Below are 26,788 nucleotides of genomic sequence, written 5' to 3'. Positions count from 1 at the left end.
CGCGCTCAGGTCTCGATCCGCACCGGGGCGCCCTTGTAGGCCGGCGTTTTCGAGGCGATGTCGTGATGATCCAGCGGCACAAGGGGATTGGCCTCGGGGTAATAGGCCGCGACGCAGCCGTCGGGCAGGTCATAGGGGGTGACGGTGAACCCCTCGACCCGGCGGGGGATGCCATCGGCGACGGCCGAGACCAGCGTGACGCGCTGGCCTTCGGACAACCCGGCGCGCGCCATCCCGGCCCGCGAGATCAGGACGATCATCCGGTCCCCCTCCAGCCCGCGCAACCGGTCGTGATAGTCATAGATCGTGGTGTTGAACTGGTCGTTCGACCGCAGCGTGACCAGCGTGTGGACGCCGTCGCCCGGCATCACCCCCAGGGCCGACAGGCCGGGCGGCACCGTGAATTCCGCCTTGCCGCTTTCGGTCTGCCAGTCGCGCCTGCGGGCCGAATTGCCGCGGTAAAAGCCGCCCGCCTGGAACAGCCGATCGTTGAAATCCGCGAACTGGTCGGGATAGGTTTCGGCGATCAGGTCGCGGATGCGGCCGTAATCGGCGACCCATTCGTCCCAGCGGACCCGGGGGTTCGGCGGCAGCGTCGCCTTGGCGATGCCCGCGACGATGGCGGGTTCCGACAAAAGGTGGCGCGAGGCCGGGGGACGGCGGCCCAGGGATCCGTGGATGTGGCTGAGGCTGTCTTCCATCGACACCGCCTGCGGTCCCGATTTCTGCCCGTCGCGTTCGGCCCGCACCAGGCAGGGCAGCAGCCAGGCCCCCTTGCCCACCAGCAGGTGGGATCGGTTCAGCTTGGTCGCGATCTGCACGTTCAGGTCCAGCCCGGCCCAGCAAGGCTCGGCCCGGGCAAGATCGGGAATGGCGCGGGCGAAGTTGCCGCCCAGACTGACGAAGCCCTTCACAGAGCCGTCGATCACGCCCTGGACGGCCTCGACCGTGGTCATGCCGGTGTCGCGCGGCGGGTCGAAATCGAACATCTGCGCCAGCTTGTCCAAGGGCACCAGTTCGGGCTTTTCCGAAATCCCCACCGTGCGCTGGCCCTGCACATTGGAATGGCCGCGCACCGGGCAGATGCCGGTGCCGGGGCGCCCGATATGGCCGCCCATCAGCAAAAGGTTGACCAGCATCCCGATGCTGTCGCCGCCATGGACATGCTGGGTCAGGCCCATGCCGTAAACGCCGATCACGCGTTTCGACGCGGCGAACAGCCCCGCCACCTCGGCCAGGTCGCCCTGGGACAGGCCCGAGGCGGTCTCGATCCCCTCCCACGATTGCGCGCGCGTCCAGGTCTCGAAGGCGTCGAAGTCGTGGCAATGCTGCGCGATGAAGCCGCGGTCCACATCGCCGTGGTCGAACAGGTGCTTGCAGATGCCCGCGATGGCCGCGATGTCGCCGCCGGGGCGCAGTTGCAGGTAGATGTCGGAAATGGGCGTTCCGCGCCCCGTCAGCATCTCGGTCGGGCTTTGGGGGTTCATGAACTCGACCAGCCCGCGCTCGCGGATCGGGTTGAAGGTCACGATCTTGCAGCCGCGCCTTTTCGCCTGCTGGATCGGGTGCAGGAAGCGCGGGCTGTTCGAGCCGGTGTTCTGGCCGAAGAACAGCATCAGGTCGCAGTGCTCGAAATCCTCCAGCACGCAGGTGCCGACCGGCGCGCCGATCTTCTGCTTCAGCGCCACGCTGGTCGTCTCGTGGCACATGTTGGAACTGTCGGGCAGGTTGTTGTGCCCGTAAAGCCGCGCGAAGAGCTGGTACAGGTAGGACGTTTCAAGGCTGGCCCGGCCCGAGGCATAGAAGACGGTCGTCTTCGGATCCATCCCGCGCAGGCTGGCGCCGATGGCCGCAAAGGCTTCCGGCCAGGTCGTCTCGACATAACGGTCGCTGCCCGCGTCATAGCGCATGGGGTGGGTCAGGCGCCCGACGGCTTCCAGGTCGTGGTCGGGCCAGCTGCGCAATTCGGTCACGGTGTGGCGGGCGAAGAAGTCGGGCGTGCAGCGGTCGCGGGTCAGATCCCAGATGGTGGCCTTGGCGCCGTTCTCGCAGAACTCGGCCAGGTGCGGCGAGGGGGGCTTGGCCCATGCGCAGGACGTGCACATATGCCCGCCGGGCTTGTTCTGGCGGCGCAGGGTTTCCAGGGTGCCCAGGCGGATCCGGCTTTTGGTGGCCTGCCGCAGCACGCCTTTCAGCGACCCCCATCCCCCGGTCGGATGATCGTAGAAGGGGGTGGCCGGATCCTGGTCGCGTTCCCCGGTCACGTCGCACATCCCGGGGCGCGGCCGGTGGTCGCCGCCCGGCGCGCAAGGGTCTTGGGGAAGGTCGCGGGATCAGGGGACGGACGGACGGACGGCTGCATGGGGGGTTCCTTGCGCGCGGGCGTGGCAAGGAACAACCGCCGCAGGACCGAAGCGTTCCGTGCGGAAAGGATCAACCCGCCGCGAGGATCTCCCCGCAGCGGGCAGCGGCCTATTCGGCCGGGATGGCGGCCGGCGCGGGCGCCGGGTCGCGGTCCAGTTCGGGCGAGGTCTTGTGGTGCGTGGCATAAATCATCGCGCCCACGAAGGTCAGCCCGCCGACCAGGTTGCCGATCACCGTGGGGATCTCGTTCCAGATCATGTAGTCGGCGATGGTGAAGTTGCCGCCCAGCAGCAGGCCCGCCGGGAACAGGAACATGTTCACGATGGAATGTTCGAACCCCATGTAGAAGAAGATCAGGATCGGCATCCACATCGCCATGATCTTGCCCGACACGCTGGTGGACATCATCGCCGCCACCACCCCGGTGGACACCATCCAGTTGCACATCACCGCGCGTACGAACAGCGTCAGCATCCCCGCCGCGCCATGGGCGGCGTAGCCGATCGTCCGGCCCTCGCCGATATGGCCGATCTTCTCGCCCACGGCGTTCGGGGCCTCGGACCAGCCGAAGGTGACGATGATCGCCATGAAGATCGCGACGGTGAAGGCCCCCGCGAAGTTGCCCGTGAAGACCAGGCCCCAGTTGCGCAGCATCCCCTGGACGGTGACGCCGCGCCGCTTGTCGATCAGCGCCAGCGGCACCAGGGTGAACACCCCGGTCAGCAGGTCGAAGCCCAGCAGATAGAGCATGCAGAAGCCCACGGGAAACAGCAGCGCGCCGATCAGGGGGTTGCCGGTGTTGACGGTGACGGTGACGGCGAAGGCCGCCGCCAGCGCCAGGATCGCGCCCGCCATGTAGGCGCGGATCAGGGTGTCCTTGGTGGACATGAAGACCTTCGCCTCGCCGGCGTCGATCATCTTGCGGGCGAAATCCGCCGGGGTGACATAGGACATGGTGGTTCCTTTCAGGCGGCGCGGCTGGCGCGGATCAATGTGGCGTCGATGAGGATGCGTCCCTGCTGGACCTTGGTGGCATAGGTGCGCACCTGGCCTTCGTCGGCACCCTGGGCGGCGCCCGAGTTCATGTCGAAGACCCAGTTGTGCAGCGGGCAGGTGACCGAGGTGCCGTGGACGATGCCCTCGGACAAGGGACCGCCCTTGTGCGGGCAGCGGTCTTCCAGGGCGAAGACCTGGTCGTCGGCGGTGCGGAACACGGCGACGCAGCCCTGCGCGGTCCTGACCACGCGCGCGCCTTGGCGCGGGATGTCGTCCAGGGATCCGATGTCAACGAAGATGGTCATTCCGCGGCCTCCAGCGTCAGGTCGGCAAGGGGCGCCCATTTGGGCGTCTCGGATGGGGTGGAAAGGTCGGCCCAGGGGTCGCGGCGATAGACCGACTGGCTGATCTCGAACCGCTCGATCAGGGCGGCGCGGGTGGCGGGGTCGGCGATCTGGTCCTTGACCCAGTCGAGACCGACCCTGGCCACCCATTTGTAGGGGCGGTGCAGGTATCGCGCGCCTTCGCGGTAAAGCTGGACAAAGGCGGTGATGATGGCGACCGTCTCGTCCTCGGTGGCGGCGGTGGCCAGGGCCTCGGTTTCCTTCAGCTCCATCCCGGCGGCACCGGCGACGCTGATCTGATAGCCGCTGTCCACGCAGACCACGCCCACGTCCTTGCAGGTGGCCTCGGCGCAGTTGCGGGGGCATCCCGACACGCCCAGCTTGACCTTGTGCGGCGTCCAGGACCCCCACAGCAGCTTTTCCAGCCGGATGCCGAGGCCCGTCGAATCCTGCGTACCGAAGCGGCAGAACTGGCTGCCCACGCAGGTCTTCACGGTCCGCAGCCCCTTGGAATAGGCATGGCCCGAAACAAGGCCCGCGTCGTTCAGATCCGCCCACATGTGCGGCAGATCCTCCTTTTTGACGCCCAGCAGGTCGATGCGCTGGCCGCCCGTGACCTTGACCATGGGGACGTTGTATTTCTCGGCCGCGTCCGCGATGGCGCGCAGTTCGGCGGGCGTGGTGACGCCGCCCCACATGCGCGGGACCACCGAATAGGTGCCGTCCTTCTGGATGTTGGCGTGGTTCCTTTCGTTGACGAAGCGCGACTGGCGGTCGTCCTGGTACTCCAACGGCCATTCCGCCAGCAGGTAATAGTTCAGCGCCGGGCGGCAGGAATGGCAGCCGCCCACCGTTTTCCAGCCCAGATCCTGCATCACGGCGGGGATCGACTTCAGCCCCATCGACCGGATCAGCCGGCGCACGTCCTCGTGCGTGTGGTCGGTGCATTTGCATAGGCCCGCAGGGGCCTCGGCCACGGTGATGCCCAGGGTCAGGGCCATGACCTGCTGCACCAGGCCGGTGCAGGTGCCGCAAGAGGCGCTGGCCTTGGTGCAGGCCCGCACCGCGTCCAGCGTGGCCGCGCCACCCTGGACGGCGTTGACGATGGTGCCCTTGCAGACGCCGTTGCAGCCGCAGATTTCCGCCTCAGGCGGCAAGGCTGCAACGGCCGCCATAGGGTCCGGGGCGGCACCCCCCTGGAAGGCCGGGCCGAAGATCAGCGTGTCGCGCATCGGCCCGATGTCGGTGCCGTCCTTCATCAGGCCATAGAACCAGGCCCCGTCGGCGGTGTCGCCATACATCACCACGCCGATGATGCGGTTGTCTTCCAGCACCAGCCGCTTGTAGATGCCGCGCCCCGGGTCGCGGAACACGATGTCCTCGCGCCCCGGCGCGTCGGCGAAATCGCCCGCGCTGTAAAGGTCGCAGCCCGTCACCTTCAGCTTGGTCGCGGTCTGGACGGGGGCGAAGACCGCCTGCTGATCCAGCAGCGTTTTCGCCAGCACCTTGGCCTGGTCGTAAAGAGGCGCCACAAGGCCGAAGACCTGGCCGCGATGTTCGACGCATTCGCCAAGCGCGAAGATGTGCGGGTCGCTGGTGCGCAGCGCGTCGTCCACGACGATGCCGCGCTCGACCTCCAGATGGGCGTCGGTGGCCAGCCGGGTTTCGGGGCGGATGCCCACGGCCATGCAGACCAGGTCGGCGGGATAGACGGTGCCGTCCTCCAGCAGAACGGCCTCGGCGCGGTCGGTCCCAAGGATCGCCTTGGTCGCGCCCTTGCAATGGACGGTGATGCCGCGCTTTTCCAGATCCTTCTGCAGCAGGTATCCCGCCGCCGGATCCAGCTGGCGCTCCATCAGGTGGCCCATCAGGTGAATGACGGTCACGCGGGCGCCGCGGGCGGCCATGCCGGCCGCGGCCTCCAGCCCCAGCAACCCGCCGCCGATCACCACGGCGTCCTTGCCGCCCGTGTCCATCATCGCCTGCGTGTCTTCCAGGTCGCGATAGGTGACGACGCCGGGCAGGGTCTTGCCGGGCACCGGGATGATGAAGGGGGCGGATCCGGTGGCGATCACCAGCGCGTCATAAGGCACGCCGCCGCTGTTCGAGTGGACGATGCGCCTTTCGCGGTCGATGCGGACCACCGGCTCGCCAAAGCGGCAATCGACGCCGTGGGCGCCGTACCAGGCCTCGTCATGGGTGACGATCTGCTGGTATGTCTTTTCGCCCGACAGGACCGGCGACAGCATCAGACGGTTATAGTTGCCGCGCGGCTCGGTGTTGAACAGGGTCACGTCCCAGGCGTCGGGGGCGGCTTCGAACAGCTGCTCCAGCAGCCGGCCCGAGGCCATGCCCGCGCCGATGACGACAAGCTTCTTCTTGGGGATGAGGATGGCGGACATGGATGCTCCGATGGCAAGACGGGTGTCTGTGGCTGTCGGAAAGCGCGCGGCAGGGTGGCCCAAGGGCCAGGGACGCCGTCATGCTTTCGGGAAATGCCGCATCGTTGCGAGCCGGACCGGTGGCGCGCCATTGCGCCGGGCCATGAACAGACATTTAACGGTTTGCGGCGGAAAACCAAGCCTTCGGGACCGGCCTGCGCCGCCCTGGCCCCGTTTCAGACGGCGCGCGCAAAAAGATTGCGCGGTTTGCCTGGGGATTGGTCAGTTTGCGGACGCGGGCGCGGCGGGATCGAAGGTGAAGCCGTCGAAAAATCCGTCGGCGCGCAGAATCATCCCGCCGCGTTCGGCCGCCACGGACCGATCCTCGGCCAGCGCACCCTCGACCCGCTGGGATGCACCGGGCAGCGGCGCGCCCGCCGGGCGCAGGTGCCGGCGATACAGGTCGGTGCGGAAATGCGCCATCGCGCGGGCCATGGCGTCCTGCGGGTCCAGCCCGTGGCGCAGGGCCAGGCGTTGCGCGAACAGCGCGGCCAGGCTTTTCCAGGGAAAGGAGGCCGCGCCCGCGTTGAAGGCGATGAAGCCCGGCGCGTGGCGGATGTCGCCCCCCGCGCTGATCGTCAGCCGCCCCGTCAGCCCGCGTTCGGCCAGTTCCGGCGGCAGGTTCAGATAGGCAGGCCGCGACAGGATTTCCGCCGCCGTGCCGCGATGGTCGGGATCGTCCAGCCAGCGGCCCGCGCGCCAGACCGCGCGCATCAGCGCGCCGGTTTCCGTGGGGCGGGCGTCAGTAAAGCCGCGCAGCAGCACCAGCCCCTTTTCGGGCGCTGCGGCCCAGATGGCGGTGCCGGGCAGCAGCAGCGCCGCCAGCCCGCGTTCCACGGCAAAGCTGGCCCAAGGCTCGCCCACGCAGAAGGCATCGACCTCGCCCCGCGCCACCGCGTCCGTCATCATCGGCGGAGGCACGGTGATCAGGTCCAGTTCGGTCGGGGCAAAGCCGCAGGCGGCCAGCCAGTGGCGCACCAGTTCGGATTGCGTGGACAGGTGGAACGGCACCCCCACCCGCAGCGGTCCCGTCACCACGCCGCGCAGGGCCAGCCCGGCGGCGCGGGCGTCGTCGAAGGCGAAGTCGTGGCCCGCGTCGCGCAGCCGCCCTTCCAGGTCGCGGTTGACGGCCACCGCCTGCCCGCCCTGGGACAGGATCATCACCAGATCCATCGCGGGCAGCGCGGGACCAAGGCCAAGCGCCTGGCCCACCGGCATCGGCACCAGCATGTGCGCGGCATCCAGCAGCCCCGCGCCCAGCATGTCGCGCGCCTGCGCCCAAGCGCCAAGGCGGATCAGGTCCAGGGCCAGCCCTTCCTCGGCCGCGAAGCCAAGCTCGTGCGCGACGATCAGGGGCGCGGCGTCGATCAGGGGCACATAGCCAAGGCGCAGCGTGATCATCGGCCCAGAAGCCCCGCCGCCATGACCAGTTGCTGCGCGATGTCGGCCACGCGCTTGCCGCCGTCCATCGCGGTCTTGCGCAAGAGGGCATAGGCCGCTTCCTCGTCGATGCCGCGGGCCTTCATCAGCACCGCTTTCGCGCGGTCGATGATCTTGCGTTCTTCCAGCGCGGCACGGGTGGCGGCCAGTTCGGCGCGCATCTGCTGGAACATGTGAAAGCGCGCGATGGCCGCGTCCAGGATCGGCTTGATGCGTTCGGGGCGCAGCCCGTCCACCACATAGGCCGAGATCCCGGATTCGATCGCCGCCCGCGTCATCCCCTCGTCGGATCGGTCCACGAACATCGCCACGGGCCGTTCGGCGGGACCGGAGGCCAGCGCCAGTTCCTCCAGGATGTCGCGCGACGGGTTGGCGATGTCGATCAGCACCACGTCGGGGCGCAGCTCCGCCACCTGGCGCGCCAGGCCCGACTGTTCGGCGATGATGCGGATGTCGTGGTCGCCCGCCTCTCGCAGCCCGTCGGCGATGGGCTGCGCGCGGTCGGGATCGGGTTCGACGACGACGATGAGAAGGCGTTTGGACATGCTGTCCGTGTGGTGGCATGGGGGCGGCAGGCTGCGCAATGGCGGGGATGGGGCGACAGGGCTGCATGATGAAAGAATGGGCAATCCCTGTCGTCTGATTGGCAAAGGCCATCGCCTTTGCCACATGATACGGATGACATCCGAACAGTGGCGTAGGGTGCGTGCTTGCACGCACCGCACCCCCTACCCGAACACCTCCCCGGCCCGATCCCCCTGCCCCGCCGCGATCAGCGCGGCCAGCAGCACCCGCGCCTGTCCCGGGCGCAGCACGGCGGACAGCACCGCCCCCGCGCGCACCAGGTCATGCCCGCCGCCCCCGCCGCCATAGCTGGCGGCCAGCCGCCCCAAGGGCACGCGGCTGGACACGACCACCGGCACCCCCCTGGCGCGGCACCGCGCCACCGCATCGGCCATCGCCGGCGTGGCGTTCCCGGACCCGAGCGCCGCCAGCACGATCCCCTGCGCGCCCGCGGCCAGGCTGGCCTCCACATGCGTGGCGTCCCCACCCGGATGGACCGCGACGACATCCACGCGGACGCCGCCCACCGGCGCGGTCAGCGCCAGCCGGGGCGCGACCGCATCCGCCGCCAAGCGAAAGGCGTCAGCGCTGTCGGTGGCAAACTTCACCAGCCCCCAGGCCGGCAGCAGCCGCCCGCCGAAGGCCAGCCGGACCCCTGCCCCGCCCTCCAGCACCGCGCGGATGGCGGCCGTCATGTTCGCGGGACCGTCGGCCTGCGGATGGTCGTCGGTGAACTGCGCGCCGGTCAGGACCACGGGCGCGCCGGGATGGTTCAGGGACACCAGCAGCGCCGTTTCCTCCATCGCGTCGGTGCCGTGCAGGACCACGACGCCCGCGGCCCCGCCCGCCAGCGCGGCGCCCGCGGCATCGCTGACCGCCTGCATGTCGGCCAGGGTCAGGGTGGATGAATCGCGCGCGAACAGATCGACCGGTCTCAGCCTGACCGGGGGCAGGTCGCCAAGCCGGGCCAGCAGCGCCTGCCCGTCCAGGCTGGGCGTGCTGGATCCGGCGGCATTCTTCTGGCTGGCGATGGTGCCGCCCGTGGCGATGATCGTGACAAGCGGGACCATCAGCGCAGGTCCAGCCGCCGGGCCATGCGCTGCGCGATGATCGCGCAGGCGCCCAGTTGCAACAGGTGGAACAGCATCAAGGGCAGGATGATCAGCGAGATGTCCTGGCCCGCGAACAGGATCCCCGCCATGGGCAGGCCGGTCGCCAGGCTTTTCGTCGATCCGCAATACAGGACCGCCACTCCGTCGGCGCGGTCCAGGCCCGCCGCGCGGCCCACCAGCATCGCGCCCCCCATCACCGCCGCCAGCAGGACCAGGCACAGCGCGACAAGAATCGCCAGCGAGCCTGCCCCGATCACCTGCCAGATGCCGTTCACCACGCCCGCCGAAAAGGCCGCATAGACGATCAGCAGGATCGACCCCCGATCCACGATGATCGTGGGCGTCCGGTATCGGTTCAGCAGCCCCGCCAGCAGCGGGCGGCACAGCTGGCCCCCGGCGAAGGGCAGCAGGATCTGCTGGACGATCTTCCAGACGGCCCCAGGGTCGATGCCGTATCCCGACCCCTGCGGGATCAGCCACGCGAACAGCAAGGGCGACAGCACCACTCCGATCAGGTTGGACATCGAGGCCGCGCAGACCGCCCCCGCCACGTTCCCCCCCGACACGGCGGTGAACGCGATCGAGCTTTGCACGGTGGATGGCATGCAGCCGATATACAGGAACCCCACGCCCACGGCGGCGGGCAGCCACAGCATCGACACGGGCTTCAGCGCCAGCGCCAGGACCGGGAACAGCACGAAGGTCAGCGCCAGCACCGCCAGTTGCAGCCGCCAGTTCGTCAGCCCCGCCAGGATCGTCGCCGTGGTCAGCTTGGCGCCATACAGGAAGAACAGCAGCGCCACGACCCAATGGGTCAGGTGCGACAGGACCGCCGCCGCATCGCCGCGCGCGGGCAGCACGGTGGCCCCCGCCACGGTCAGCACCAGCAGCAGCATGTAGCGGTCGAGGCCGAAACGGGCCAGAACGGCCTCGGCCCTGCGCAAGGACATGGCGATTCTCTGATTGTTAATCCGCGTCTGCCTATATGGTCGGGGCACATGCACTCCAAGGGCAAAAGGATGACGGCTTCCCCCGCAATGACATCGTGACCCCCATGCCCCACATGCTGCTGGATCTGTTCGAAGCCCTGGCCGAGATCGAGGCCCTTTGCGCCTGCCTTGCCACGCAGCGCGTGCTGATGGCCGATCTTCCCGCGTTCGAGGAGGACGTGCAGCGGATGGCGGACGCCGATCCCGCCGCCTATCCGGCCATGAACTTCGACTTTCACGACCGGGTCTGCCGGCTGGCGCGCAATGCCGAACTGGCCGGCATCGCGGACGGGCTGCGGCAGCGGCTGGCCCCCTGCGCCGCGTGCAACTGGCGCGCGCCGACCGGCAGCAGCGGTCCGTTTGCGAACACCGCGCCCTGATCGCCGCCCTTCACGACCGCGACGGTCCCCTGGCGGGCAGCATCATGCGCGCCCATCTGCGCATCGCCATGCGCGAGGTGCTGTTCACGGACCGTCAGCCGTCCAGCAGCGCCACGTCATAGGCCTTGAGCTGGCGATCGACCGAGACCAGCACCAGCCCCTCGGCCCGGGCCTGCGCGACCAGCAGACGGTCGAAGGGATCGGCGTGGTGCGGGGGCAGCGCCGCCACCGCGCGGGCATGGGTCCAGGTGATCGGCAAGGGCTGCGCGCCCGCCGCCAGCGCCCGGTCGAACAGGTCGGCGGGCACGTCCAGCTTGCCCAGGGACGCCTTGATCGCGACCTCCCACACGGTGGCGGCGCTGATGAACAGGGCGGCGGCCCCGGCGATGGCGTCCCGCAGGGCGCAGGGCAGGCGCGCGTCGTCCGCCATCGCCCACAGGACGATATGGGTGTCCAGCAGCAGCCTCATTCAGGGAGGATGCCGCTGTCCCGGAACAGCCGGGCGACCTGGTCGTCGCCGTCGTTCATGTCGTCGGGCAGGCGGACCTGACCCTTGGCGCAGCCGATCAGGCTGTTCGCGCGCGCGGGCGAGGCCGTCAGCCGCGCCACCGGGCGGCCATAGCGGGTCAACTCGATCTCCTCGCCCGCCTCGGCGCGGCGGATGAGGTCGGCGAACTGGGCCTTGGCTTCGGCAATGGCGATCTGCATGGCGCACCCCCTTGTTGACCAGAATGTAGGTCATCTTCGGCTCCGGTGCAAGTCGCTCGCCCCATGCCAGGTCATGGATGCGCAGCGCGGCAGGCGCGGTCGCGATCCCGGGCCGCCACCTGTCGCTGGCCTGGGAACGGGTCAGGGACAGCCTGCACCCTTCAGGGGCGTGGCGCAAATCTCATGCCGTTTTGCCGCAGGCGTCCATTGCCCTGCCCCCGCACTCTGTCACGCTTGCGCCGCATGGCCCGCAGCGTTCGCGACGGAGAAGACAGATGGCACCCACCCCCCGGCGTTTCACCTTCCTGTTGCTGGACCGCTTCACCATGCTGCCCTTCGCGGCCACGCTGGACGCGCTGCGGTTGGCCAACAAGATGTCGGGACACAGGCTTTACGACTGGCGGCTGGTCGGGACGGGCGGGGATTTCGCCACCTGCTCGAACGGGTCGCGGATGGCGCTGGACGCGGGGCTTGACGGCGAGGTGACGGTGGCGCGGGACGAGGCGGTGATCGTCTGCGGCGGCGACGACATCACCGCGCAGGCCTCGCGCCCGGTGCTGGCCTGGCTGCGCCGGCAGGCGCGCGCGGGGGCAACGCTGGGCGCGGTCTGCACCGGCAGCCACGTTCTGGCCAAGGCCGGGCTGCTGGACGGACGCCGCGCCACGATCCATTGGGAAAACCACGATTCCTTCGCCGAGACCTTCCCGGACGTGGATCTGCACCGGCAGGTCTTCGTCGATGACGGCAGCCGGTTGACGGCGGGGGGCGGCACGTCGTCGATCGACATGATGCTGCACCTGATCGGGCGGACGCATGGGGCGGATCTGGCCGCGCAGATCGCCGACCAGATGCTGCACACCGCGATCCGGGCCGGGGGCGACCGCCAGCGGCTGTCCATCGCCACCCGCATCGGCATCCGCCACCCGCGCCTGGCCGCCGTGGTGGAACGGATCGAGGCGAACCTGGAAAACCCCGTCAGCCCCCCGCAACTGGCTGCCGACGCGGGCATGTCCACCCGCCAGCTGGAGCGGCTGTTCATGCGCTATCTGAACCGCAGCCCCAAGCGGTACTACCTGGAGGCCCGCCTGGCCCGCGCCCGCCACCTGCTGCTGTTGACCGACCTGCCCTTGATCGAGATCGCCATCGCCTGCGGCTTCGCCAGTTCCTCGCATTTCTCGAAATGCTATCGGGAACGGTACGGGACATCGCCCTATCGGGAACGGGGGGTGCAGAAGGCGGGAACGGTGGTGGCGCTGCCCACGCGGGCCGAGGTGCTGGCCCTGGCAAGCTGACGTAGGGTGCGTGCTTGCACGCACCGCTGGCGCGCCGCGTCGCAAATGGTGCGTGCAAGCACGCACCCTACGGGATCGGTGGGCTTCGTCGGGCGGGGTTTCCACCCCCCGTGCGGCTTGTGCCGGTCACAGATGCCGGTCGGCGTCCTGCTTGCCATGAAGAATGCGAATGATGTCCAGCCGGTCGCTTCCTTGCCGAAAATAGATCACGTGCGCGCCGCATGGATATTTCAGATATCCGGGACGCAGGGTGGTCGCCCTGCCGCGTTTCCGGCCCAAAGCGAGCGCCTCGAATGCCGCAACAAGATCCCGATAATATCCGTCCGCTTGGGCTTGGGACCAATGCTCCAACGTATAAAGCCAAATGCGCTCGAGATCGTTTTCGGCCAGCGGAGAAAGCCGATATCGTTTAGCCATCATGCCGCTTGGCGTATTTGTCGTGCATCCGGGCAAGGAATGCCTTGTCATCGAACTCGCGCGGCTCTCCCGATTCCTCGCCCGCGATCAATGCGTCTTGCAAGGCCTTTACCTTGGCCTCGTGTTCCTCAAGCAGCCGCAGCCCTGCACGCACCACGTCGCTGGCCGAACCATAGCGGCCGCCTTGCACCTGTGCGTCAATGAAGCTGGCGAAATGATCGCCCAAAGAAACGGATGTGTTGCGCGGCATGGCTCACCCCCTTATGCAATACCAACATATACCAAAAATCAATACGCTCAAATCCCCTCCCTCGCCCCCTTCCGCCACTGTTCCGGCGTCACGCCCATCACGTCGCGGAACACGCGGATCAGGTGGGACGCGTCGCAAAAGCCTGTCTCGGCGGCGATCTGGCTGACCGTGCGGTCGGGGCGGGCCAGCAGCATCCGCACCTGGGACAGGCGGACGCGCATGAAGGCCTCGGATGGGGACAGGGACAGGGATGCGGCGAAGTGGCGTTCCAGCTTGCGGCGGCTGACCTGCAACTGGGCGGCGACATCGGCCACGGCGGGGGGCGTGTCCAGGCTTTGCTGCAGCATCAGCAGGGCGCGGCGGACCAGGGGGTCGTCGGTCTTCAACTCCAGCGGCAGGCCGGGTTGGGGGTCGCCCCCGTCCATCGCCTCGTCGATGATCATGATGTGCAGGCTTTTCTGCGCCGCAGCCCGGCCGATGTGGCGGTCCACCAGAAAGGCCGCCAGATGCGCGGAACTGGCTCCGCCCGAACAGGTCAGCCGGTCGCGGTCCACCACGAAGATGCGGTCGGACACCGGGCGCAAGCCGTCGAACTGTTCCAGGAAATCCTCGTGGTGGAACCAGCTGACGCAGCAGCGGTATCCGTTCATCAGCCCGGCCCGGTGCAGGATGAAGGCACCGGTGCAGACGCCGACCAGCGGCACGCCCGCACGGGCCGCGCGGTGCAGGAAGGCGGTGTAATCCGGGTCCAGCCGCTCGATCTCGTCGATCAACCCGCCCGCCACGACGATATAGTCGAAGCGCGCCGGATCGCCCAGCTTCTCGTCCGGGGTGACACTGATGCCGCAGCTTGACTGCACCGGCTGCGAGGATGTCGCCAGCACCCGCCAGGAACAGCGGATCGGGCGGGACCGGTCGCCCTCGTCGGCGGCCAGCCGCAGCACGTCCACGAAATTGGCGAAGGCCGACAGGGTAAAGCGCCGCGCCAGCAGAAAGCCGACGCGCAGGCGCAGGGAATCACTGGGGGCGGGCATGTCGCGCATGACGCAAATGTAACACCACCCTGGCGCAGGGATCCAGTCGGCGCGGGCGGCTTTCTGGCATTTTCGGTTCAACCCGGAATCGCCGCAAAAGGTTCGCCCCCCATGACCCATTTCTCTGGCTTCTCGCTGCTGAAACAGGCGCTCAACGGCCACAAGGGCTGGCGCGCGCAATGGCCGGACAGCCAGCCAAAGGCCGAATACGACGTGGTGATCGTCGGCGCGGGCGGGCACGGGTTGGGCGCGGCATACTATCTGGCCAAGGAACACGGCATCACCAATGTCGCGGTGATCGACAAGGGGTGGCTGGGCGGCGGCAACACGGGCCGCAACACCACGATCATCCGGTCGAACTATCTGTATGACGAAAGCGCCAAGCTTTACGATCACGCGCTGGACCTGTGGGACAACCTGTCCCAGGAGCTGAACTACAACGTCATGTATTCCAAGCGCGGCGTGATGATGCTGGCGCACAACACCCATGACGTGCAGTCCTTCCAGCGGCACGTGAACTCGAACCGGCTGAACGGCGTGGACAACCGCTGGCTGACCAGGGAAGAAGCCAAGGCCTTCTGCCCGCCGCTGAACATCTCGCCCGACGCGCGCTATCCGGTGGTGGGCGCGGCCTTGCAGATGCGCGCGGGCACGGCGCGGCACGACGCGGTGGCCTGGGGCTATGCCCGCGCGGCGGCGGCGCGCGGCGTGGACATCATCCAGAACTGCGCGGTGAACGCGATCCGGCGCGGGCCGGACGGGGCGGTGATCGGCGTCGACACGGCCAAGGGCTTCATCCGCGCGCGTAAGGTCGCGGTGTCGGCGGCGGGCAATACCAGCGTGGTAATGGACAGCGCCGGGCTGCGGATGCCGCTGGAAAGCTTTCCGTTGCAGGCCCTGGTCAGCGAGCCGGTCAAGCCGATCTTCCCCTGCGTGGTCATGTCGAACACCGTCCACGCCTATATCAGCCAGTCCGACAAGGGCGAACTGGTGATCGGGTCCGGGACCGACCAATACACCAGCTATTCCCAACGCGGCGGGTTGCCGCTGATCGAACACACCGTGGCCGCGATCTGCGAGGTGTTTCCGATCTTCACCCGGATGCGGATGCTGCGCAAATGGGGCGGCATCGTGGACGTGACGCCCGACCGCAGCGCCATCCTGGGCAAGACGCCGGTCAAGGGCCTTTACGTCAACTGCGGTTGGGGCACGGGCGGCTTCAAGGCCACGCCGGGGGCGGCGCATCTGCTGGCATACACCGTCGCCCGCGACGAGCCGCACCCGCTGAACGCGCCCTTCACGCTGGAACGCTTCACCACCGGGCGGCTGATCGACGAGGCCGCCGCCGCCGCCGTCGCGCATTGAGGAACCCGCCATGCTGCTGATCCACTGCCCTTATTGCGAAGACACCCTGCCCGAGCTGGAATTCACCTATGCGGGCGAGGCGCATATCGCCCGGCCCGCCGATCCGTCCACGCTGTCGGACGAGGAATGGCGCGACTTCCTGTTCATCCGCACCAACGCGCGCGGGCCGCATTACGAACGCTGGCGGCATGTCGGTTGCGGGCGCTTCTTCAACGCCCTGCGCGACACGGTCAGCGACCGTTTCCTGATGACCTACAAGGCGGGGCTGCCCCGTCCTCCTCTGACCAACGAGGCCGCAGAATGAGCCGCTATCGCATTCCGGGCAAGGGCCGCGTCGATCACTCCGCCCCCGTGTCGTTCACCTTCGACGGCAAGACCTACCCCGGTCTGCGCGGCGACACGGTGGCATCCGCCCTGCTGGCCAACGGCGTCCACCTGATGGGCCGGTCCTTCAAGTATCACCGCCCGCGCGGCGCGGTCACGGCCGGGTCCGAGGAGCCGAACGCCCTGATCGGGACCAGCCGCGGGCCGGGCCGGTTCGAGCCGAACACGCGCGCCACCGTCCAGGAACTGCGCGCCGGGTTGGTGACGGAAAGCCAGAACAAGTGGCCGTCGCTGTCCTTCGACATGGGCGCGATCAACGACCGGGCCTACATGCTGTTCTCGGCAGGCTTCTATTACAAGACCTTCATGTGGCCGAAGTCCTTCTGGGACAAGGTTTACGAACCCGTGATCCGGGGCGCGGCAGGCCTCGGCAAGTCGCCCACGGAAACGGACCCCGACCATTATGCCAGCCGCTATCTGCATACCGACGTGCTGATCGTAGGCGCTGGCCCTGCCGGGATCGCGGCGGCGCTGGCCGCGGCGCAGTCGGGCGCGGACGTGACGCTGGTCGATGAGAACCCGGAGATGGGCGGATCGCTGCTGTCCGATCCGGGCGTCCAGATCGACGGCAAGCCTGCCTGGGACTGGATCGAGGCGCAACTGGGCCGCCTGCGCGCGGCGGGCGTGCGGCTGATGACGCGGACCACGGCGATCGGATACTATCACCAGAACATGGTGGGCCTTTGCCAGCGGCTGACCGATCACCTGGACAGCCCGCCCAAGGGCGCCCCGCGCGAACGCATGTGGCGGGTGCGGGCGGGCCAGGTGGTGCTGGCGCAGGGCGCGCTGGAAAAGCCGCTGGTCTTCGACGGCAACGACCGTCCCGGCGTGATGCTGGCCGGGGCCGCGCAGACCTATCTGCACAAGTACGGCGTCCGCGTGGGCGATGCCCCGGCGGTCGTGACCAGCCATGACAGCGCCTGGTATGCGGCCTTCGACCTGGCCGACAATGGCGCCCGCGTGGCGGCGATCATCGACACCCGCGACACGGTGCGTCCCGACCTGCTGGACGCCGCCCGCAAGCGCGGGATCAAGGTGCTGGCGGGCCATACCGTCACCACCACCAAGGGCCGTCTGCGCGTGAAATCCGTCCGCGCCGCTCCCGTGCGCGGCACCCATGTCGGCGCGGGCCGCGACATCGCCTGCGACTGCCTGCTGATGTGCGGCGGCTGGACGCCCTCGCTGCATCTGTTTTCGCACACCAAGGGATCGCTGGCCTGGGACGGCCAGACCTTCCTGCCCGACCGCAAGACCGAAGATGTCGAGATCGCGGGCGCGGGCCGGGGCCTGTGGGGTTACGAACCCGCTCTGGCGGACGGCGCGGCGGCGGGCCTGCGCGCGCTGGAAGGCCTGGGCCGCGCGGGTCACGGCACCAGCTTCGCCGTGGCGAACGACCGCCCCGGCACCGGGGTCAGCCACACCGAACTGCCGACCGACGGCAATCCGGGCCGCGCGCGCGCCTTCATCGACTTCCAGAACGACGTGACCGCCAAGGACATCCGCCTGGCCGTGCGCGAGGGGATGCGGTCGATCGAGCATGTGAAGCGCTACACCACCAACGGCATGGCGACCGACCAGGGCAAGATGTCGAACATCAACGGCTTGATGATCGCCGCCGACGCCCTGGGCAAGGCGCCGCCGCAGGTGGGCCTGACCACCTTCCGCCCGCCCTATACGCCCACCAGCTTCGGCGCCTTCTGCGGCTACCTGCGGGGCGAGACGTTCCAACTGACCCGCAAGACCCCCATCGACCCTTGGGCCGAGGCGAACGGCGCGGTCTTCGAACCGGTCGCCCAATGGCGCCGCGCCTGGTATTTCCCGCGCGCCGGAGAGGACATGCACGCCGCCGTGCTGCGCGAATGCAAAGCCACGCGGGCCTCGCTGGGGATCTTCGACGCGTCCACCCTGGGCAAGATCGAGGTCGCGGGGCCGGATGCGGTCGAGTTCATGAACCGCATGTACACGAACCCCTGGACCAAGCTCGCGCCGGGCCGCTGCCGTTACGGGTTGCTCTTGGGCGAGGACGGCTTCATCCGGGACGACGGCGTGATCGGGCGGCTGTCCCCGGATCTGTTCCACGTCACCACCACCACCGGCGGCGCGGCGCGCGTGTTGACGATGATGGAGGATTACCTGCAGACCGAATGGCCCGAGCTTGACGTGTGGCTGACCTCGACCACGGAACAATGGGCGACGGTCGCGCTGAACGGGCCGAACGTGCTGGCGATGTTGAAGCCGCTGGTCCAGGGCGTGGACTGGGACGACTTCCCGCACATGTCCTGCGCGGAATGCACCGTGGCGGGCCTGCCCGCCCGCCTGTTCCGCCTGTCCTTCACTGGAGAGGTCGGGTTCGAGGTCAACGTTCCCGCCCGCCACGGCCTGGCCCTGTGGACCGCGCTGATGGAGGCCGGAAAGCCCCACGACATCACCCCCTATGGCACCGAGGCGATGCACGTGTTGCGCGCCGAAAAGGGCTACATCATCGTGGGCCAGGACACCGACGGCACCGTGACCCCGCAAGACGCGGGCCTGGACTGGGCCGTCGGCAAGGCCAAGCGCGACTTCGTGGGCAAGCGGTCCCTGTCGCGCCCCGACATCGTGGCAAAGGGCCGCAAGCAATTGGTCGGCCTGCTGACCGAGGACGGCAGCCTGCTGCAAGAGGGCGCGCAGATCGTGCTGGATCCGGACCAGCCGAAGCCCATGCGGATGGTGGGGCACGTCACCTCGTCCTATCAGTCCACCATGGGCCACCCCATCGCCATGGCGGTGATCGAGGGCGGGTTCGACCGGATGGGCGAGACGGTGTTCATCCCCATGCCGGACGGGGTGCGCAAGGCGCGCGTCACCTCGACCGTGTTCTATGACCCCGACAACGCGCGGCTGAAGGCGTAAGGAGAAGCGACGATGACCAACCAGAAGCATCACTTCGACGCCTCGCCCGTCCTGGTCGAGGATGTGGTCCCCGCCTTGCGCCTGTCGCTGCGCGTCAAGCCCGCGCACCGGGCCACGCTGGCGCAGGCGCTTGGCCTGGACCTGCCCGCCCGCGTGGGCGCCCGCGCCGTCGCCAACGGAACCGAGGCGCTGTGCCTTGGTCCCGACGAATGGCTGCTGACCGCGCCCGAGGGGACCGACCTGGCAAGTCCGGCGCGCGCGGTCTATGCCGATGCGCCCCACAGCCTGGTGGACATCAGCGACCGAGAGGTCACGCTGCGCCTGTCCGGTCCCGCCGTGCTGGACCTGCTGGCGGCCTGCTGCCCGCGCAATGTCGCGGCGATGCCCGTGGGCACGGCGGCCCGCACGGTCTTCGACAGCGCAACCGTCGTCCTGTGGCGTGACGGCCCGGCCGATTTCCGCATGGACGTGTGGCGCAGCTTCGCCCCGCATGTCCGGTCCTTGCTGGCGCAGGTCCGGCAGGAGATCGCGGCGGGCCTGTAAGGGGCGGTGAACGGGCGGGACAAGAAAACGCGGCTGGCGTTTTCCCCGCCCGCCACGCGACGGTGCAACCCCGCGACCACGAGAGGCCGGCGCCCGCCCCGCCCCTTCCAGGCAGCGCCGGTCCTGGCCGCCGGCCCTGCGGATCGGGCGCGTCGAAGGCGGTTGACGCGGCCCGCGCGATCGGCCCTGATCGGCCCATGAAAAGACCGGATCATCCCCCGACCGCCGACCGGCCTTCTGCCCTGCGCCGCATCGCGGGAAACGTCTCGGGCATGGGGCTGGTGCTGGGCGCGCTGTTCATGGCGGCCTCCCTGACCCCCAGCCTGATCCCGCGCGGCCAGGGGGTGCAGGGCGTGCTGGCCGGGGTCTGCTTCGCGTCGGGCTATGGCGTCGCGGTGCTGGGCCGCTGGATCTGGGTCACGCTGGAACTGCCGCTGATCGGGGGGCGGACCGGGCGGGGGTTGCTGCTGGCCTTCGCCACGGCGGCGGCGCTGATCGTGGGGCTTTTCCTGGCGCGGGCGACCGACTGGCAGAATTCCATCCGCGCGCCGATGGGCATGGCGCTTGCGCCGCCCGGCCTGCCCTTGATGATCGGCGCCATCGCCCTGGCGGTGGCGGCGGTCCTGCTGGCCGGGGGCAAGCTGATCGCCTTGCTGGTCCGCCGGCTGATCCGGCGCATCGCCTGGCTGGTGCCGCGCCGCGCCGCGCATCTGCTGGGGCTGATCATCGGCGGCATCCTGCTGTGGTCGCTGGCCAATGGCGTGCTGTTCAGCGGCTTCATCCGCATGGCCGACACATCGGCCCGCACGCTGGACGCGGTGATCCCGCCCGACATCCTGCCGCCCGCCGATCCCCTGCTGCCCGGCAGCCCCGCATCCCTGGTCGCGTGGGAGGATCTGGGCCGCGAAGGCCGCAGCTATGTCGCCACCACCCCCACGGCCCAGGCCATCGCCGCCGTCACGGGCGGCAGCACCATGCAGCCCCTGCGCGCCTATGTGGGCCTCAACGCCGCCGACACGGCCGAGGACCGCGCCGCCCTGGCCGTGGCCGAACTGGACCGCATCGGCGGGTTCGACCGTAGCGTCCTGGTGGTCGCCATGCCCACCGGCACCGGCTGGCTGGATCCTGCGGCGATGACCACGCTGGAATACCTGCACCGCGGCGACGTGGCGACGGTGGCGATCCAGTATTCCTATCTGCAAAGCTGGATTTCCCTGCTGGTCGAACCCGAATATTCCGCCGAGGCCGGCCGCGCCCTGTTCAGCGCCGTGCGCCGCCACTGGCTGACCCTGCCCGAGGCGGACCGACCGGAACTGTATCTGTACGGTCTCAGCCTGGGCGCCTACAGCTCGCAGCAGTCCTTGCGCCTGTCCGAGATGATCGACCAGCCCTTCGCGGGCGCGCTGTGGGTCGGGCCGCCCTTCGTCAGCCCGCTGTGGCAAACGCTGACGCGGGAACGCGACCCCGCGTCCCCCGAATGGCTGCCCCGGATGGAACGGGGGCAGACGGTGCGCTTCACGAACGGGCGGCAGGGGCTGTCGGTGGGGGATCCCTGGGGCGGGATCCGCATCGTCTATCTGCAATATGCCAGCGACCCCATCGTGTTCTTCAACACCGGATCGGTCTGGCGCCGCCCCGACTGGATGAGCGCGCCGCGCGGTCCCGACGTGTCCCCGGACCTGCACTGGTATCCCATCGTCAGCTTCCTGCAACTGGCCCTGGACATGGCGCTGGCGCTGCACGTGCCGATGGGGCACGGGCATCTTTACGCCCATGAGGACCACATCGCCCCCTGGATGGCGGTCACGCAGCCCCAAGGCTGGGACGTGGCGGGGCTGGAGCGGCTGCGGGCGCATCTGCTGGCGCTGCAATCCGGGGGCGATTGACGCCCCCATCCCGGCCACAGGACCTGCAGGGCCTGCAAGCCGCCCCTTGTGGCCCGGCGCGGGGCGTCCTAACAGGGGGCGCCCGACACGGACGGTTCCCCATGCCCCACCCCAATCCGATGCAGGGCATCCTGCTGAAATGCGCCAGCGTGGCGGTGTTCACGGTCATGGCCGCGATGATCAAGGCCACCTCGGAAGGGACCGGCGTGCCCCCCGGCCAGCAGGTCTTCTTCCGCTCGATCTTCGCCATCCCGGTGATCCTGACATGGCTGGCCTTTCGCGGCGAGCTGTCGGTGGGGCTGCGCACCGTCCGCCCCTTGGGCCATTTCTATCGCGGCATCGTGGGCACCACCGCCATGGCGCTGAACTTCTGGGCCTTGTCGCTGCTGTCCTTTCCCGAGGTGACGGCCATCGGCTATGCCGCGCCCTTGCTGGTCGTCATCTTCGCCGCGATGTTCCTGGGCGAGGACGTGCGCCTGTTCCGCCTGTCCATGGTGGGCGTCGGGCTGACCGGGGTGCTGGTCGTGCTGTCGCCGCAGCTGCGGCTGGACGCGCCCGCCGATCCCTGGCGCAGCTTGGGCGCGGTGGTCGCCGTTGGGGGGGCGGTGGGATCGGCGCTGGCGCAGATCTTCGTGCGCCGCCTGGTGCAGGACGAACGCACGGCGGCCATCGTGTTCTGGTTTTCCGTCACCTCGACGATCCTGGGGCTGCTGACGCTGCCCTTCGGCTGGGTGATGCCCGACGCGCGGACCGCCGCGCTGCTGGTGGGCAGCGGCATCCTGGGCGGCGTGGCGCAGATCATGCTGACCTCGGCCTATCGCTTTGCCGATGCCTCGCTGGTGGCGCCCTTCGAATATGTCTCGATGCTGCTGGCCATCGCCATCGGCTGGCATGTCTTCGGCGAGGCGCCCACGCGCGTCGTCCTGGCCGGCGCGGCCCTCGTGATCGGGGCGGGCATCGCCATCATCTGGCGCGAACGCCAGCTGGGCCTGGAACGCAGCCGCCAGCGCAAGGCGATGACTCCGCAAGGATAGAAAACCCGCTGGAACCGAAAGCCTTTTTCCGTGCTATATGATCGAAGCCCCGTCCGGGGGCATGAACCACAGGGAGAGGACCATCCGATGGTCAGGACCATGCTTTCCGCGGCCTTTGTCGCCGCAACCTTGACCGTGCCCGTACAGGCCCAGGACCTGGGCAACATCATCGGCGGCGTGGCGCGGCAATACCTGTCGCAGGAACAGGACCGCGCCGCCTTCGCGCAGGCGCAGGAACGCAACACGATCCGGGGTTACCAGTCCTATCTGCAACAGTTCCCGAGCGGGCTTTACGCGAGACAGGCGCGAGACGGGATCGAACGCCTGGGCGGATCGAGCGCCTCGCGCGCCGATCCCTATGCGGGCACCGGCGACACCAGCGGGCTGAGCCGCGACCAGCGGATCACGGTGCAGCGGCGGCTGAACGCGCTTGGCTACGGCACCAACGGCACGGACGGCAATTTCGGCGCGGGCACCCGCCGGGCCATCGCCCTGTGGCAGCGCGACCGGAGCTATACCCAGACCGGCAGCCTGACGACCGCGCAGGCCAACGAGATCCTGCGCGGCACCGCCCCCCGCAGCAACAGCAGCCAGGCCACAGCCACCGGCCTCGGCCCGGCGGACGCCGAGGCCGACCTGGGCCTCGGCCGGTCGCAAAAGGCGGCGATCCAGGCCGGGCTGACGCGGCGGGGTTATGACACGCGCGGCATCGACGGCGCCTTCGGGCAGGGCACCCGCAACGCCATCGCCTCGTGGCAGCGGGCCAACGGGATGCAGGCGACGGGATACCTGACGGCCGCGCAGGCCGACAGCCTGATGCGCTGACGGGCGTCAAGACGGCGGGCCGTCCGCCCGCCGCAGCCGCAGTTCCGCCCGCAGGCCGCGCCCGCCGGGTGCGTCCCGCAAGGACAGGCCGCCGCCGAACAGGGCGGCGATCTCGGCCACGATGGGCAGGCCCAGGCCAAGCCCCTTGGCCTCATCGCGCGCGCCCCGGGCAAAGCGCGCGCCAAGCCGGGCGCGCAGGCCGGGCGGGATGCCGGGACCGTCGTCGGTGACCGCAAGGACCGCGTGATCGCCATCGGCGCGAACGCTGACCGTCACCACCGCGCCGCGCCCGGCATAGGCCAGCGCATTGTCGATCAGGTTCGCCAGCGCCTCGGCCAGCAGGACGGGTTCGGCGCGAACCTGTGCGGGCTGGCCCTCGAACCCCAGGTCGATGCCGGCCTCGGCCGCGCGCGGGACCGCCTCGCCCGTGACATCGCGGGCCAGCGCCGCCAGATCGACGGCGGCCAGCGCCCCCTGCCCCGGCGCGGCATCGACGCGCGCCAGCAGCAGCAGTTGCGCCAGCACCCGTTCGGCATGGGCCAGCGCCGCGTCGCCCTTGGCCACCGCCTGTCGCATCGCCCCCGGGGTATCCGCCCGCCCGGCCAGCGCCATCTGCGTGCGCAGCACGGCCAGGGGCGTGCGCAACTGGTGGCTGGCATTGCCGGTGAAGTTGCGCAGCGCGTCCAGCGCGGTGGCAAGGCGGGCCATGAAGGAGTTGACCGCCTCGACCAGGCCCTGGACCTCCAGGGGCACGGGTTCGCGGATGGGCGACAGGTCGCCCGGGGACCGGGCGGCGATGGCCTCGCCCAGCCGGCGCAGGGGGCGCAGCGCCAGCGGCACGGCGATCCAGACGATCAGCGCGGCGCCCGCGATCATGCCCGCCAGCCGCAGCGCCGACCGGATCAGGATCGACCGCGCGAGATCCCGCCGCGCCAGCGTCGATTCCGCCACCGTCACGGCGAAGGGGATGGATTCGACCCCCGTGGACACGGTGCGGGCCAGGGTGATGATGCGGACCCTGTCGCCCGCGTGGATGCCGTCGGCAAAGCCGCGCCCGTCCCGGTCGGTGGGCGCGGGCGTCAGGTCGGCATAGCCCGTCAGGAAGCCCAGGGGACCATCGACGCGATAGAACACCCGATCCTGCGCGGTCGAGGTCAGCATCTCCAACGCGGAATAGGGAATGTCCACCTGCAGGCCCGTATCCTCGTCCACCGTGACGCGCTCGGCAATCGCCAGGGCGGACCCGGCCAGCACCCGGTCGGACACGAGGGTCGCGGTGGCCACGGCCTCGCGCCAGGTGTCGAACAGCGCCAGCAGGCCCAGCACGGCGGTCGCGGCCAGCAGCCAGCCCAGCAGGCGCCGCCGCAGCGATCCCATCAGGCCGACCTGTCGATGTAATACCCGATGCCGCGCGCGGTGCGCAGATGCACGCCGTGCGGCGCAAGGCGGCGGCGCAGGCGGCTGGCATATTGCTCGATGGCGTTTTCCGACAGGCTGTCGTCCAGGCTGGTCAGGGACTGGACGATGGCGTCCTTGGTCACGACCTTGCCCGCCCGCATGAACAGCAGTTCCAGCAGCGCCAGTTCCCGGGCGGGCAGGTCCAGCGCCGCGCCCCCCGCCGTGAACCGCCGCGCCGCCAGATCCAGCGTGACATCGCCCACCGTGACCACCGCCGCCCGCAGCCCCGCCTGGCGGCGCAGCAGCGACCGGACCCGGGCCTCGAACTCGCCGATATCGAAGGGCTTGACCATGTAGTCGTCGGCCCCGAGGTCCAGGCCCCGGATCCGGTCCTCGGGCGCGCCGCGCGCGGTCAGGATCAGCACGGCGGCCTGGTTGCTGCGCGCCCGCAGCGCGCGCAGCACCGACAGCCCGTCCATCTGCGGCAGGTTCAGGTCCAGGATGATCAGGTCGAAGCGTTCGGCGGCGGCCAGCGCCTCGGCCGATGCGCCGTCGGCCACCCGGTCCACGGCATGGCCCGCGCCCGCCAGCAGGGATTGCAGCGCCTCGGCCAGCTGTTCATTGTCCTCGACCAGCAGAAGCCGCATCCCTGTCCCCCCTGGACGGCCACGATAGCCGCGCGCAGGGGCGTTGTGAACCGGGGCGGGCGCTGCCATGATCGGGCCATGATGCTGCGCCTGATCGCCGCCCTGATGCTGCTTTCGCTGCCCGCGCGGGCGGACCTGTTCATCTACGGGGGCGGGGACCAGATCCTGACGATCTATTCGTCGCTGGACAACCACCTGGCCGCGCCGCTGATCGCGGGCTTTCAGGCGCGGAACCCCGACGTGACCGTCCGTTACGAGGAACTGCTGACGGGCGCGCTGAACGACCGCATCGTCGCGGAAACCGATGCGGGGCGGGATACGGCGGATTTCGCCTTCTCCTCGGCCATGGATCTTCAGGTCAAGCTGGCCAATGACGGCTATGCGCAGCCCGCCGTGACCCCCGACAGCCCTGGCTGGCCCCGGTGGGCGAACTGGCGCGACACCGCCTATGCCCTGACCTTCGAGCCTGCGGTGCTGGTCTATCACCGCCCCGCCTTCCGCGACCGGCCCCCGCCGTCCTCGCGGTTCGAGCTGGTGGACTGGCTGGCCCATGGCGGTGTAGGCGTCAGGGGCCGCGTCGGCACCTATGACATCGAACGCTCCGCCGTGGGCTACCTGTTCCTGGCCCGCGACCAGGAGCATTTTCCCGACATCTGGTCCGTGATCGGCGCGATGGGCCGCGCAGATGTCCAACAGTTCCCGACCAGCCAGCAGATCCTGGAACGCGTGAACGACGGGCGGCTGCTGATCGGCTACAACATCCTGGGATCCTATGCCGCCGACTGGGCGCGCGACTACCCGGATGTGGGGATGGTGCTGCCGCGCGACTTCACGGTGGTGGTGTCCCGCGTGGGGCTGGTGCCGCGCGCCGCCACCCGGCCGGACCTGGGCGCGCGGTTCCTGGGCTTCTTCATGTCGCGGGCAGGCCAGACGATCCTGGCCGAAAAGCTGCGCCTGCCCGCCGTCAGCCTGGAGGTCGCGGGCGAGAACAGCGCGCGGGCCATGCAGGCGGCGCTTGGCGCGCAGTTGCGCCCCGTGCCCGTCACCCCGGGCCTGCTGGTCTATCTGGACCAGGCCAAGCGCGCCCGGCTGATCGACCGCTGGCGGCAGGCGACCGGGCGGGATTAAGGCCTTCCCGGAACGGGCGGGACAAGGAAATGCGACGAGCATTTCCCCCGCCCGCTCCGGAACGGTGCCACTAAAGACGGCGCAACCCCGCGACCACGGAAGGCCAGCGCCCGACCCGGTGGGCGTGAAGCGCCCGCCGGGGGCGGGTCGGGCGCTGGCCGGGCCTTTGAGGCCCGGCGGTTTCGATGGCGATGTCGCGACGTGGCGAAGGCGATGGCCTTCGCCAGACAGGCGGCCAGGCGCGCCACCGTCCTTTTTTCTGGACGCCCATGTCAGCTTGGTGACAGGTTCATCGTGTTTGGTCACCGCATCCGGGCTGGAGGGTCCGGGCCGCGCCTATGCGCATCTTGGGAGG

24 protein-coding genes and 1 pseudogene are annotated in these 26,788 nt (G+C 69.4%); 10 read left to right on the top strand and 15 right to left on the bottom strand.

From position 1 onward, the window contains the following. Positions 1-5 precede the first annotated feature (5 nt). The 8 genes from GIY56_RS13380 to GIY56_RS13345 all read right to left on the bottom strand — a co-directional run bounded on the left by GIY56_RS13380 (position 6) and on the right by GIY56_RS13345 (position 10,211). Positions 6-2,273 (bottom strand): FdhF/YdeP family oxidoreductase, encoded by a 2,268-nt coding sequence (locus GIY56_RS13380; RefSeq protein ID WP_154765346.1) that lies wholly within the window; start codon positions 2,271-2,273, stop codon positions 6-8. Positions 2,274-2,472: 199 nt separating this feature from the next. Then, the gene (locus tag GIY56_RS13375) at positions 2,473-3,318 is read right to left on the bottom strand and encodes a formate/nitrite transporter family protein (RefSeq protein WP_154765345.1); all 846 of its coding nucleotides are present in this window, start codon (positions 3,316-3,318) and stop codon (positions 2,473-2,475) included. Positions 3,319-3,329: 11 nt separating this feature from the next. Then, the gene (gene nirD, locus GIY56_RS13370; RefSeq protein WP_154765344.1) at positions 3,330-3,665 is read right to left on the bottom strand and encodes a nitrite reductase small subunit NirD; all 336 of its coding nucleotides are present in this window, start codon (positions 3,663-3,665) and stop codon (positions 3,330-3,332) included. Further along, a complete protein-coding gene (gene nirB / locus GIY56_RS13365) occupies positions 3,662-6,106 on the bottom strand; it encodes a nitrite reductase large subunit NirB (RefSeq protein ID WP_154765343.1) in 2,445 nt (814 codons plus the stop codon). The genes nirD and nirB overlap by 4 nt, the downstream gene beginning before the upstream one ends. A 261-nt stretch (positions 6,107-6,367) precedes the next feature. Beyond that, entirely contained in the window at positions 6,368-7,546 is a 1,179-nt protein-coding gene (locus GIY56_RS13360; protein ID WP_154765342.1) for an ABC transporter substrate-binding protein, read from the bottom strand. Beyond that, the gene (locus tag GIY56_RS13355) at positions 7,543-8,130 is read right to left on the bottom strand and encodes an ANTAR domain-containing response regulator (RefSeq protein WP_154765341.1); all 588 of its coding nucleotides are present in this window, start codon (positions 8,128-8,130) and stop codon (positions 7,543-7,545) included. The genes GIY56_RS13360 and GIY56_RS13355 overlap by 4 nt, the downstream gene beginning before the upstream one ends. Positions 8,131-8,313: 183 nt before the next feature. Continuing rightward, positions 8,314-9,219, bottom strand: coding sequence for an asparaginase domain-containing protein (locus GIY56_RS13350; RefSeq protein ID WP_154765340.1), 906 nt, complete (start codon positions 9,217-9,219; stop codon positions 8,314-8,316). After that, positions 9,219-10,211: a bile acid:sodium symporter family protein gene (locus GIY56_RS13345; RefSeq protein ID WP_154765339.1), complete on the bottom strand. Its 993-nt coding sequence runs from the start codon at positions 10,209-10,211 to the stop codon at positions 9,219-9,221. The genes GIY56_RS13350 and GIY56_RS13345 overlap by 1 nt, the downstream gene beginning before the upstream one ends. A gap of 35 nt (positions 10,212-10,246) precedes the next feature. On the opposite strand from GIY56_RS13345, the pseudogene GIY56_RS18945 reads away from it, so the two are divergent. Then, a pseudogene (locus GIY56_RS18945) lies at positions 10,247-10,752 on the top strand (GntR family transcriptional regulator). Here GIY56_RS18945 and GIY56_RS13330 read toward each other — a convergent pair. Together GIY56_RS13330 and GIY56_RS13325 are read right to left on the bottom strand one after the other, a co-directional pair. Beyond that, on the bottom strand, positions 10,725-11,099 hold the full coding sequence (locus tag GIY56_RS13330) for a type II toxin-antitoxin system VapC family toxin (protein ID WP_154765336.1): 375 nt from the start codon (positions 11,097-11,099) through the stop codon (positions 10,725-10,727). The pseudogene GIY56_RS18945 and the gene GIY56_RS13330 overlap by 28 nt on opposite strands. Next, positions 11,096-11,338 carry a type II toxin-antitoxin system Phd/YefM family antitoxin gene (locus GIY56_RS13325; RefSeq protein ID WP_154765335.1) on the bottom strand — a complete coding sequence of 81 codons (243 nt, stop codon included), beginning with the start codon at positions 11,336-11,338 and terminating at the stop codon, positions 11,096-11,098. Before GIY56_RS13325 ends, GIY56_RS13330 begins: the two co-directional genes overlap by 4 nt. A gap of 275 nt (positions 11,339-11,613) precedes the next feature. Here GIY56_RS13325 and GIY56_RS13320 point away from each other — a divergent pair, with 275 nt between their 5' ends. Next, entirely contained in the window at positions 11,614-12,630 is a 1,017-nt protein-coding gene (locus GIY56_RS13320) for a GlxA family transcriptional regulator (protein ID WP_154765334.1), read from the top strand. A gap of 126 nt (positions 12,631-12,756) precedes the next feature. Here the strand turns inward: GIY56_RS13320 and GIY56_RS13315 are convergent, their stop codons facing one another. From GIY56_RS13315 to GIY56_RS13305, 3 genes are read right to left on the bottom strand one after another with little or no spacing between them, the layout of a single operon-like run. Continuing rightward, positions 12,757-13,047, bottom strand: coding sequence for a type II toxin-antitoxin system RelE/ParE family toxin (locus tag GIY56_RS13315; RefSeq protein WP_230312519.1), 291 nt, complete (start codon positions 13,045-13,047; stop codon positions 12,757-12,759). Further along, on the bottom strand, positions 13,040-13,297 hold the full coding sequence (locus tag GIY56_RS13310; protein WP_154765332.1) for a type II toxin-antitoxin system ParD family antitoxin: 258 nt from the start codon (positions 13,295-13,297) through the stop codon (positions 13,040-13,042). Before GIY56_RS13310 ends, GIY56_RS13315 begins: the two co-directional genes overlap by 8 nt. Before the next feature lie 47 nt (positions 13,298-13,344). Then, positions 13,345-14,340: a GlxA family transcriptional regulator gene (locus tag GIY56_RS13305; RefSeq protein WP_154765331.1), complete on the bottom strand. Its 996-nt coding sequence runs from the start codon at positions 14,338-14,340 to the stop codon at positions 13,345-13,347. Between the two features lie 102 nt (positions 14,341-14,442). Here GIY56_RS13305 and GIY56_RS13300 point away from each other — a divergent pair, with 102 nt between their 5' ends. The 7 genes from GIY56_RS13300 (at position 14,443) to GIY56_RS13270 (ending at position 23,260) form a co-directional block, all read left to right on the top strand. Further along, entirely contained in the window at positions 14,443-15,696 is a 1,254-nt protein-coding gene (locus GIY56_RS13300; RefSeq protein WP_154765330.1) for a sarcosine oxidase subunit beta family protein, read from the top strand. A 10-nt stretch (positions 15,697-15,706) separates the two neighbouring features. Further along, entirely contained in the window at positions 15,707-16,000 is a 294-nt protein-coding gene (locus GIY56_RS13295) for a sarcosine oxidase subunit delta (protein WP_154765329.1), read from the top strand. Further along, on the top strand, positions 15,997-18,972 hold the full coding sequence (locus GIY56_RS13290) for a sarcosine oxidase subunit alpha (protein ID WP_154765328.1): 2,976 nt from the start codon (positions 15,997-15,999) through the stop codon (positions 18,970-18,972). The genes GIY56_RS13295 and GIY56_RS13290 overlap by 4 nt, the downstream gene beginning before the upstream one ends. Positions 18,973-18,984: 12 nt before the next feature. Further along, on the top strand, positions 18,985-19,515 hold the full coding sequence (locus GIY56_RS13285) for a sarcosine oxidase subunit gamma (protein WP_154765327.1): 531 nt from the start codon (positions 18,985-18,987) through the stop codon (positions 19,513-19,515). A gap of 197 nt (positions 19,516-19,712) precedes the next feature. After that, positions 19,713-21,401 carry an alpha/beta hydrolase gene (locus tag GIY56_RS13280; protein WP_154765326.1) on the top strand — a complete coding sequence of 563 codons (1,689 nt, stop codon included), beginning with the start codon at positions 19,713-19,715 and terminating at the stop codon, positions 21,399-21,401. Positions 21,402-21,502: 101 nt separating this feature from the next. Then, on the top strand, positions 21,503-22,435 hold the full coding sequence (locus GIY56_RS13275; RefSeq protein ID WP_154765325.1) for a DMT family transporter: 933 nt from the start codon (positions 21,503-21,505) through the stop codon (positions 22,433-22,435). Positions 22,436-22,522: 87 nt separating this feature from the next. Beyond that, positions 22,523-23,260, top strand: coding sequence for a peptidoglycan-binding domain-containing protein (locus GIY56_RS13270; protein ID WP_154765324.1), 738 nt, complete (start codon positions 22,523-22,525; stop codon positions 23,258-23,260). A gap of 6 nt (positions 23,261-23,266) precedes the next feature. On the opposite strand, the gene GIY56_RS13265 is transcribed toward GIY56_RS13270, so the two are convergent. Continuing rightward, entirely contained in the window at positions 23,267-24,637 is a 1,371-nt protein-coding gene (locus tag GIY56_RS13265) for a sensor histidine kinase (RefSeq protein ID WP_154765323.1), read from the bottom strand. Continuing rightward, positions 24,637-25,305, bottom strand: a complete 669-nt coding sequence (locus GIY56_RS13260) for a response regulator transcription factor (RefSeq protein ID WP_154765322.1) — start codon at positions 25,303-25,305, stop codon at positions 24,637-24,639. The genes GIY56_RS13265 and GIY56_RS13260 overlap by 1 nt, the downstream gene beginning before the upstream one ends. A 78-nt stretch (positions 25,306-25,383) precedes the next feature. Between GIY56_RS13260 and GIY56_RS13255 the strand changes: the two genes are divergently transcribed. Further along, the gene (locus tag GIY56_RS13255; protein WP_230312518.1) at positions 25,384-26,433 is read left to right on the top strand and encodes an ABC transporter substrate-binding protein; all 1,050 of its coding nucleotides are present in this window, start codon (positions 25,384-25,386) and stop codon (positions 26,431-26,433) included. The last annotated feature ends 355 nt before the right edge of the window (positions 26,434-26,788 follow it).

This window comes from Paracoccus lichenicola (genome assembly GCF_009708075.1).
Taxonomy (GTDB): Bacteria; Pseudomonadota; Alphaproteobacteria; order Rhodobacterales; family Rhodobacteraceae; genus Paracoccus; species Paracoccus lichenicola.
Note: the sequence above shows the minus strand (reverse complement) of the source record. Positions and strands in the feature narration are given on the sequence as shown.

Coding starts and splice junctions, on each gene's coding strand:
- GIY56_RS13380 (WP_154765346.1), bottom strand. CDS start 2,273: ATGTGCGACGTGACCGGGGAACGCGACCAGGATCCGGCCACCCCCTTC.
- GIY56_RS13375 (WP_154765345.1), bottom strand. CDS start 3,318: ATGTCCTATGTCACCCCGGCGGATTTCGCCCGCAAGATGATCGACGCC.
- nirD (WP_154765344.1), bottom strand. CDS start 3,665: ATGACCATCTTCGTTGACATCGGATCCCTGGACGACATCCCGCGCCAA.
- nirB (WP_154765343.1), bottom strand. CDS start 6,106: ATGTCCGCCATCCTCATCCCCAAGAAGAAGCTTGTCGTCATCGGCGCG.
- GIY56_RS13360 (WP_154765342.1), bottom strand. CDS start 7,546: ATGATCACGCTGCGCCTTGGCTATGTGCCCCTGATCGACGCCGCGCCC.
- GIY56_RS13355 (WP_154765341.1), bottom strand. CDS start 8,130: ATGTCCAAACGCCTTCTCATCGTCGTCGTCGAACCCGATCCCGACCGC.
- GIY56_RS13350 (WP_154765340.1), bottom strand. CDS start 9,219: ATGGTCCCGCTTGTCACGATCATCGCCACGGGCGGCACCATCGCCAGC.
- GIY56_RS13345 (WP_154765339.1), bottom strand. CDS start 10,211: ATGTCCTTGCGCAGGGCCGAGGCCGTTCTGGCCCGTTTCGGCCTCGAC.
- GIY56_RS13330 (WP_154765336.1), bottom strand. CDS start 11,099: ATGAGGCTGCTGCTGGACACCCATATCGTCCTGTGGGCGATGGCGGAC.
- GIY56_RS13325 (WP_154765335.1), bottom strand. CDS start 11,338: ATGCAGATCGCCATTGCCGAAGCCAAGGCCCAGTTCGCCGACCTCATC.
- GIY56_RS13320 (WP_154765334.1), top strand. CDS start 11,614: ATGGCACCCACCCCCCGGCGTTTCACCTTCCTGTTGCTGGACCGCTTC.
- GIY56_RS13315 (WP_230312519.1), bottom strand. CDS start 13,047: ATGGCTAAACGATATCGGCTTTCTCCGCTGGCCGAAAACGATCTCGAG.
- GIY56_RS13310 (WP_154765332.1), bottom strand. CDS start 13,297: ATGCCGCGCAACACATCCGTTTCTTTGGGCGATCATTTCGCCAGCTTC.
- GIY56_RS13305 (WP_154765331.1), bottom strand. CDS start 14,340: ATGCGCGACATGCCCGCCCCCAGTGATTCCCTGCGCCTGCGCGTCGGC.
- GIY56_RS13300 (WP_154765330.1), top strand. CDS start 14,443: ATGACCCATTTCTCTGGCTTCTCGCTGCTGAAACAGGCGCTCAACGGC.
- GIY56_RS13295 (WP_154765329.1), top strand. CDS start 15,707: ATGCTGCTGATCCACTGCCCTTATTGCGAAGACACCCTGCCCGAGCTG.
- GIY56_RS13290 (WP_154765328.1), top strand. CDS start 15,997: ATGAGCCGCTATCGCATTCCGGGCAAGGGCCGCGTCGATCACTCCGCC.
- GIY56_RS13285 (WP_154765327.1), top strand. CDS start 18,985: ATGACCAACCAGAAGCATCACTTCGACGCCTCGCCCGTCCTGGTCGAG.
- GIY56_RS13280 (WP_154765326.1), top strand. CDS start 19,713: ATGAAAAGACCGGATCATCCCCCGACCGCCGACCGGCCTTCTGCCCTG.
- GIY56_RS13275 (WP_154765325.1), top strand. CDS start 21,503: ATGCCCCACCCCAATCCGATGCAGGGCATCCTGCTGAAATGCGCCAGC.
- GIY56_RS13270 (WP_154765324.1), top strand. CDS start 22,523: ATGGTCAGGACCATGCTTTCCGCGGCCTTTGTCGCCGCAACCTTGACC.
- GIY56_RS13265 (WP_154765323.1), bottom strand. CDS start 24,637: ATGGGATCGCTGCGGCGGCGCCTGCTGGGCTGGCTGCTGGCCGCGACC.
- GIY56_RS13260 (WP_154765322.1), bottom strand. CDS start 25,305: ATGCGGCTTCTGCTGGTCGAGGACAATGAACAGCTGGCCGAGGCGCTG.
- GIY56_RS13255 (WP_230312518.1), top strand. CDS start 25,384: ATGATGCTGCGCCTGATCGCCGCCCTGATGCTGCTTTCGCTGCCCGCG.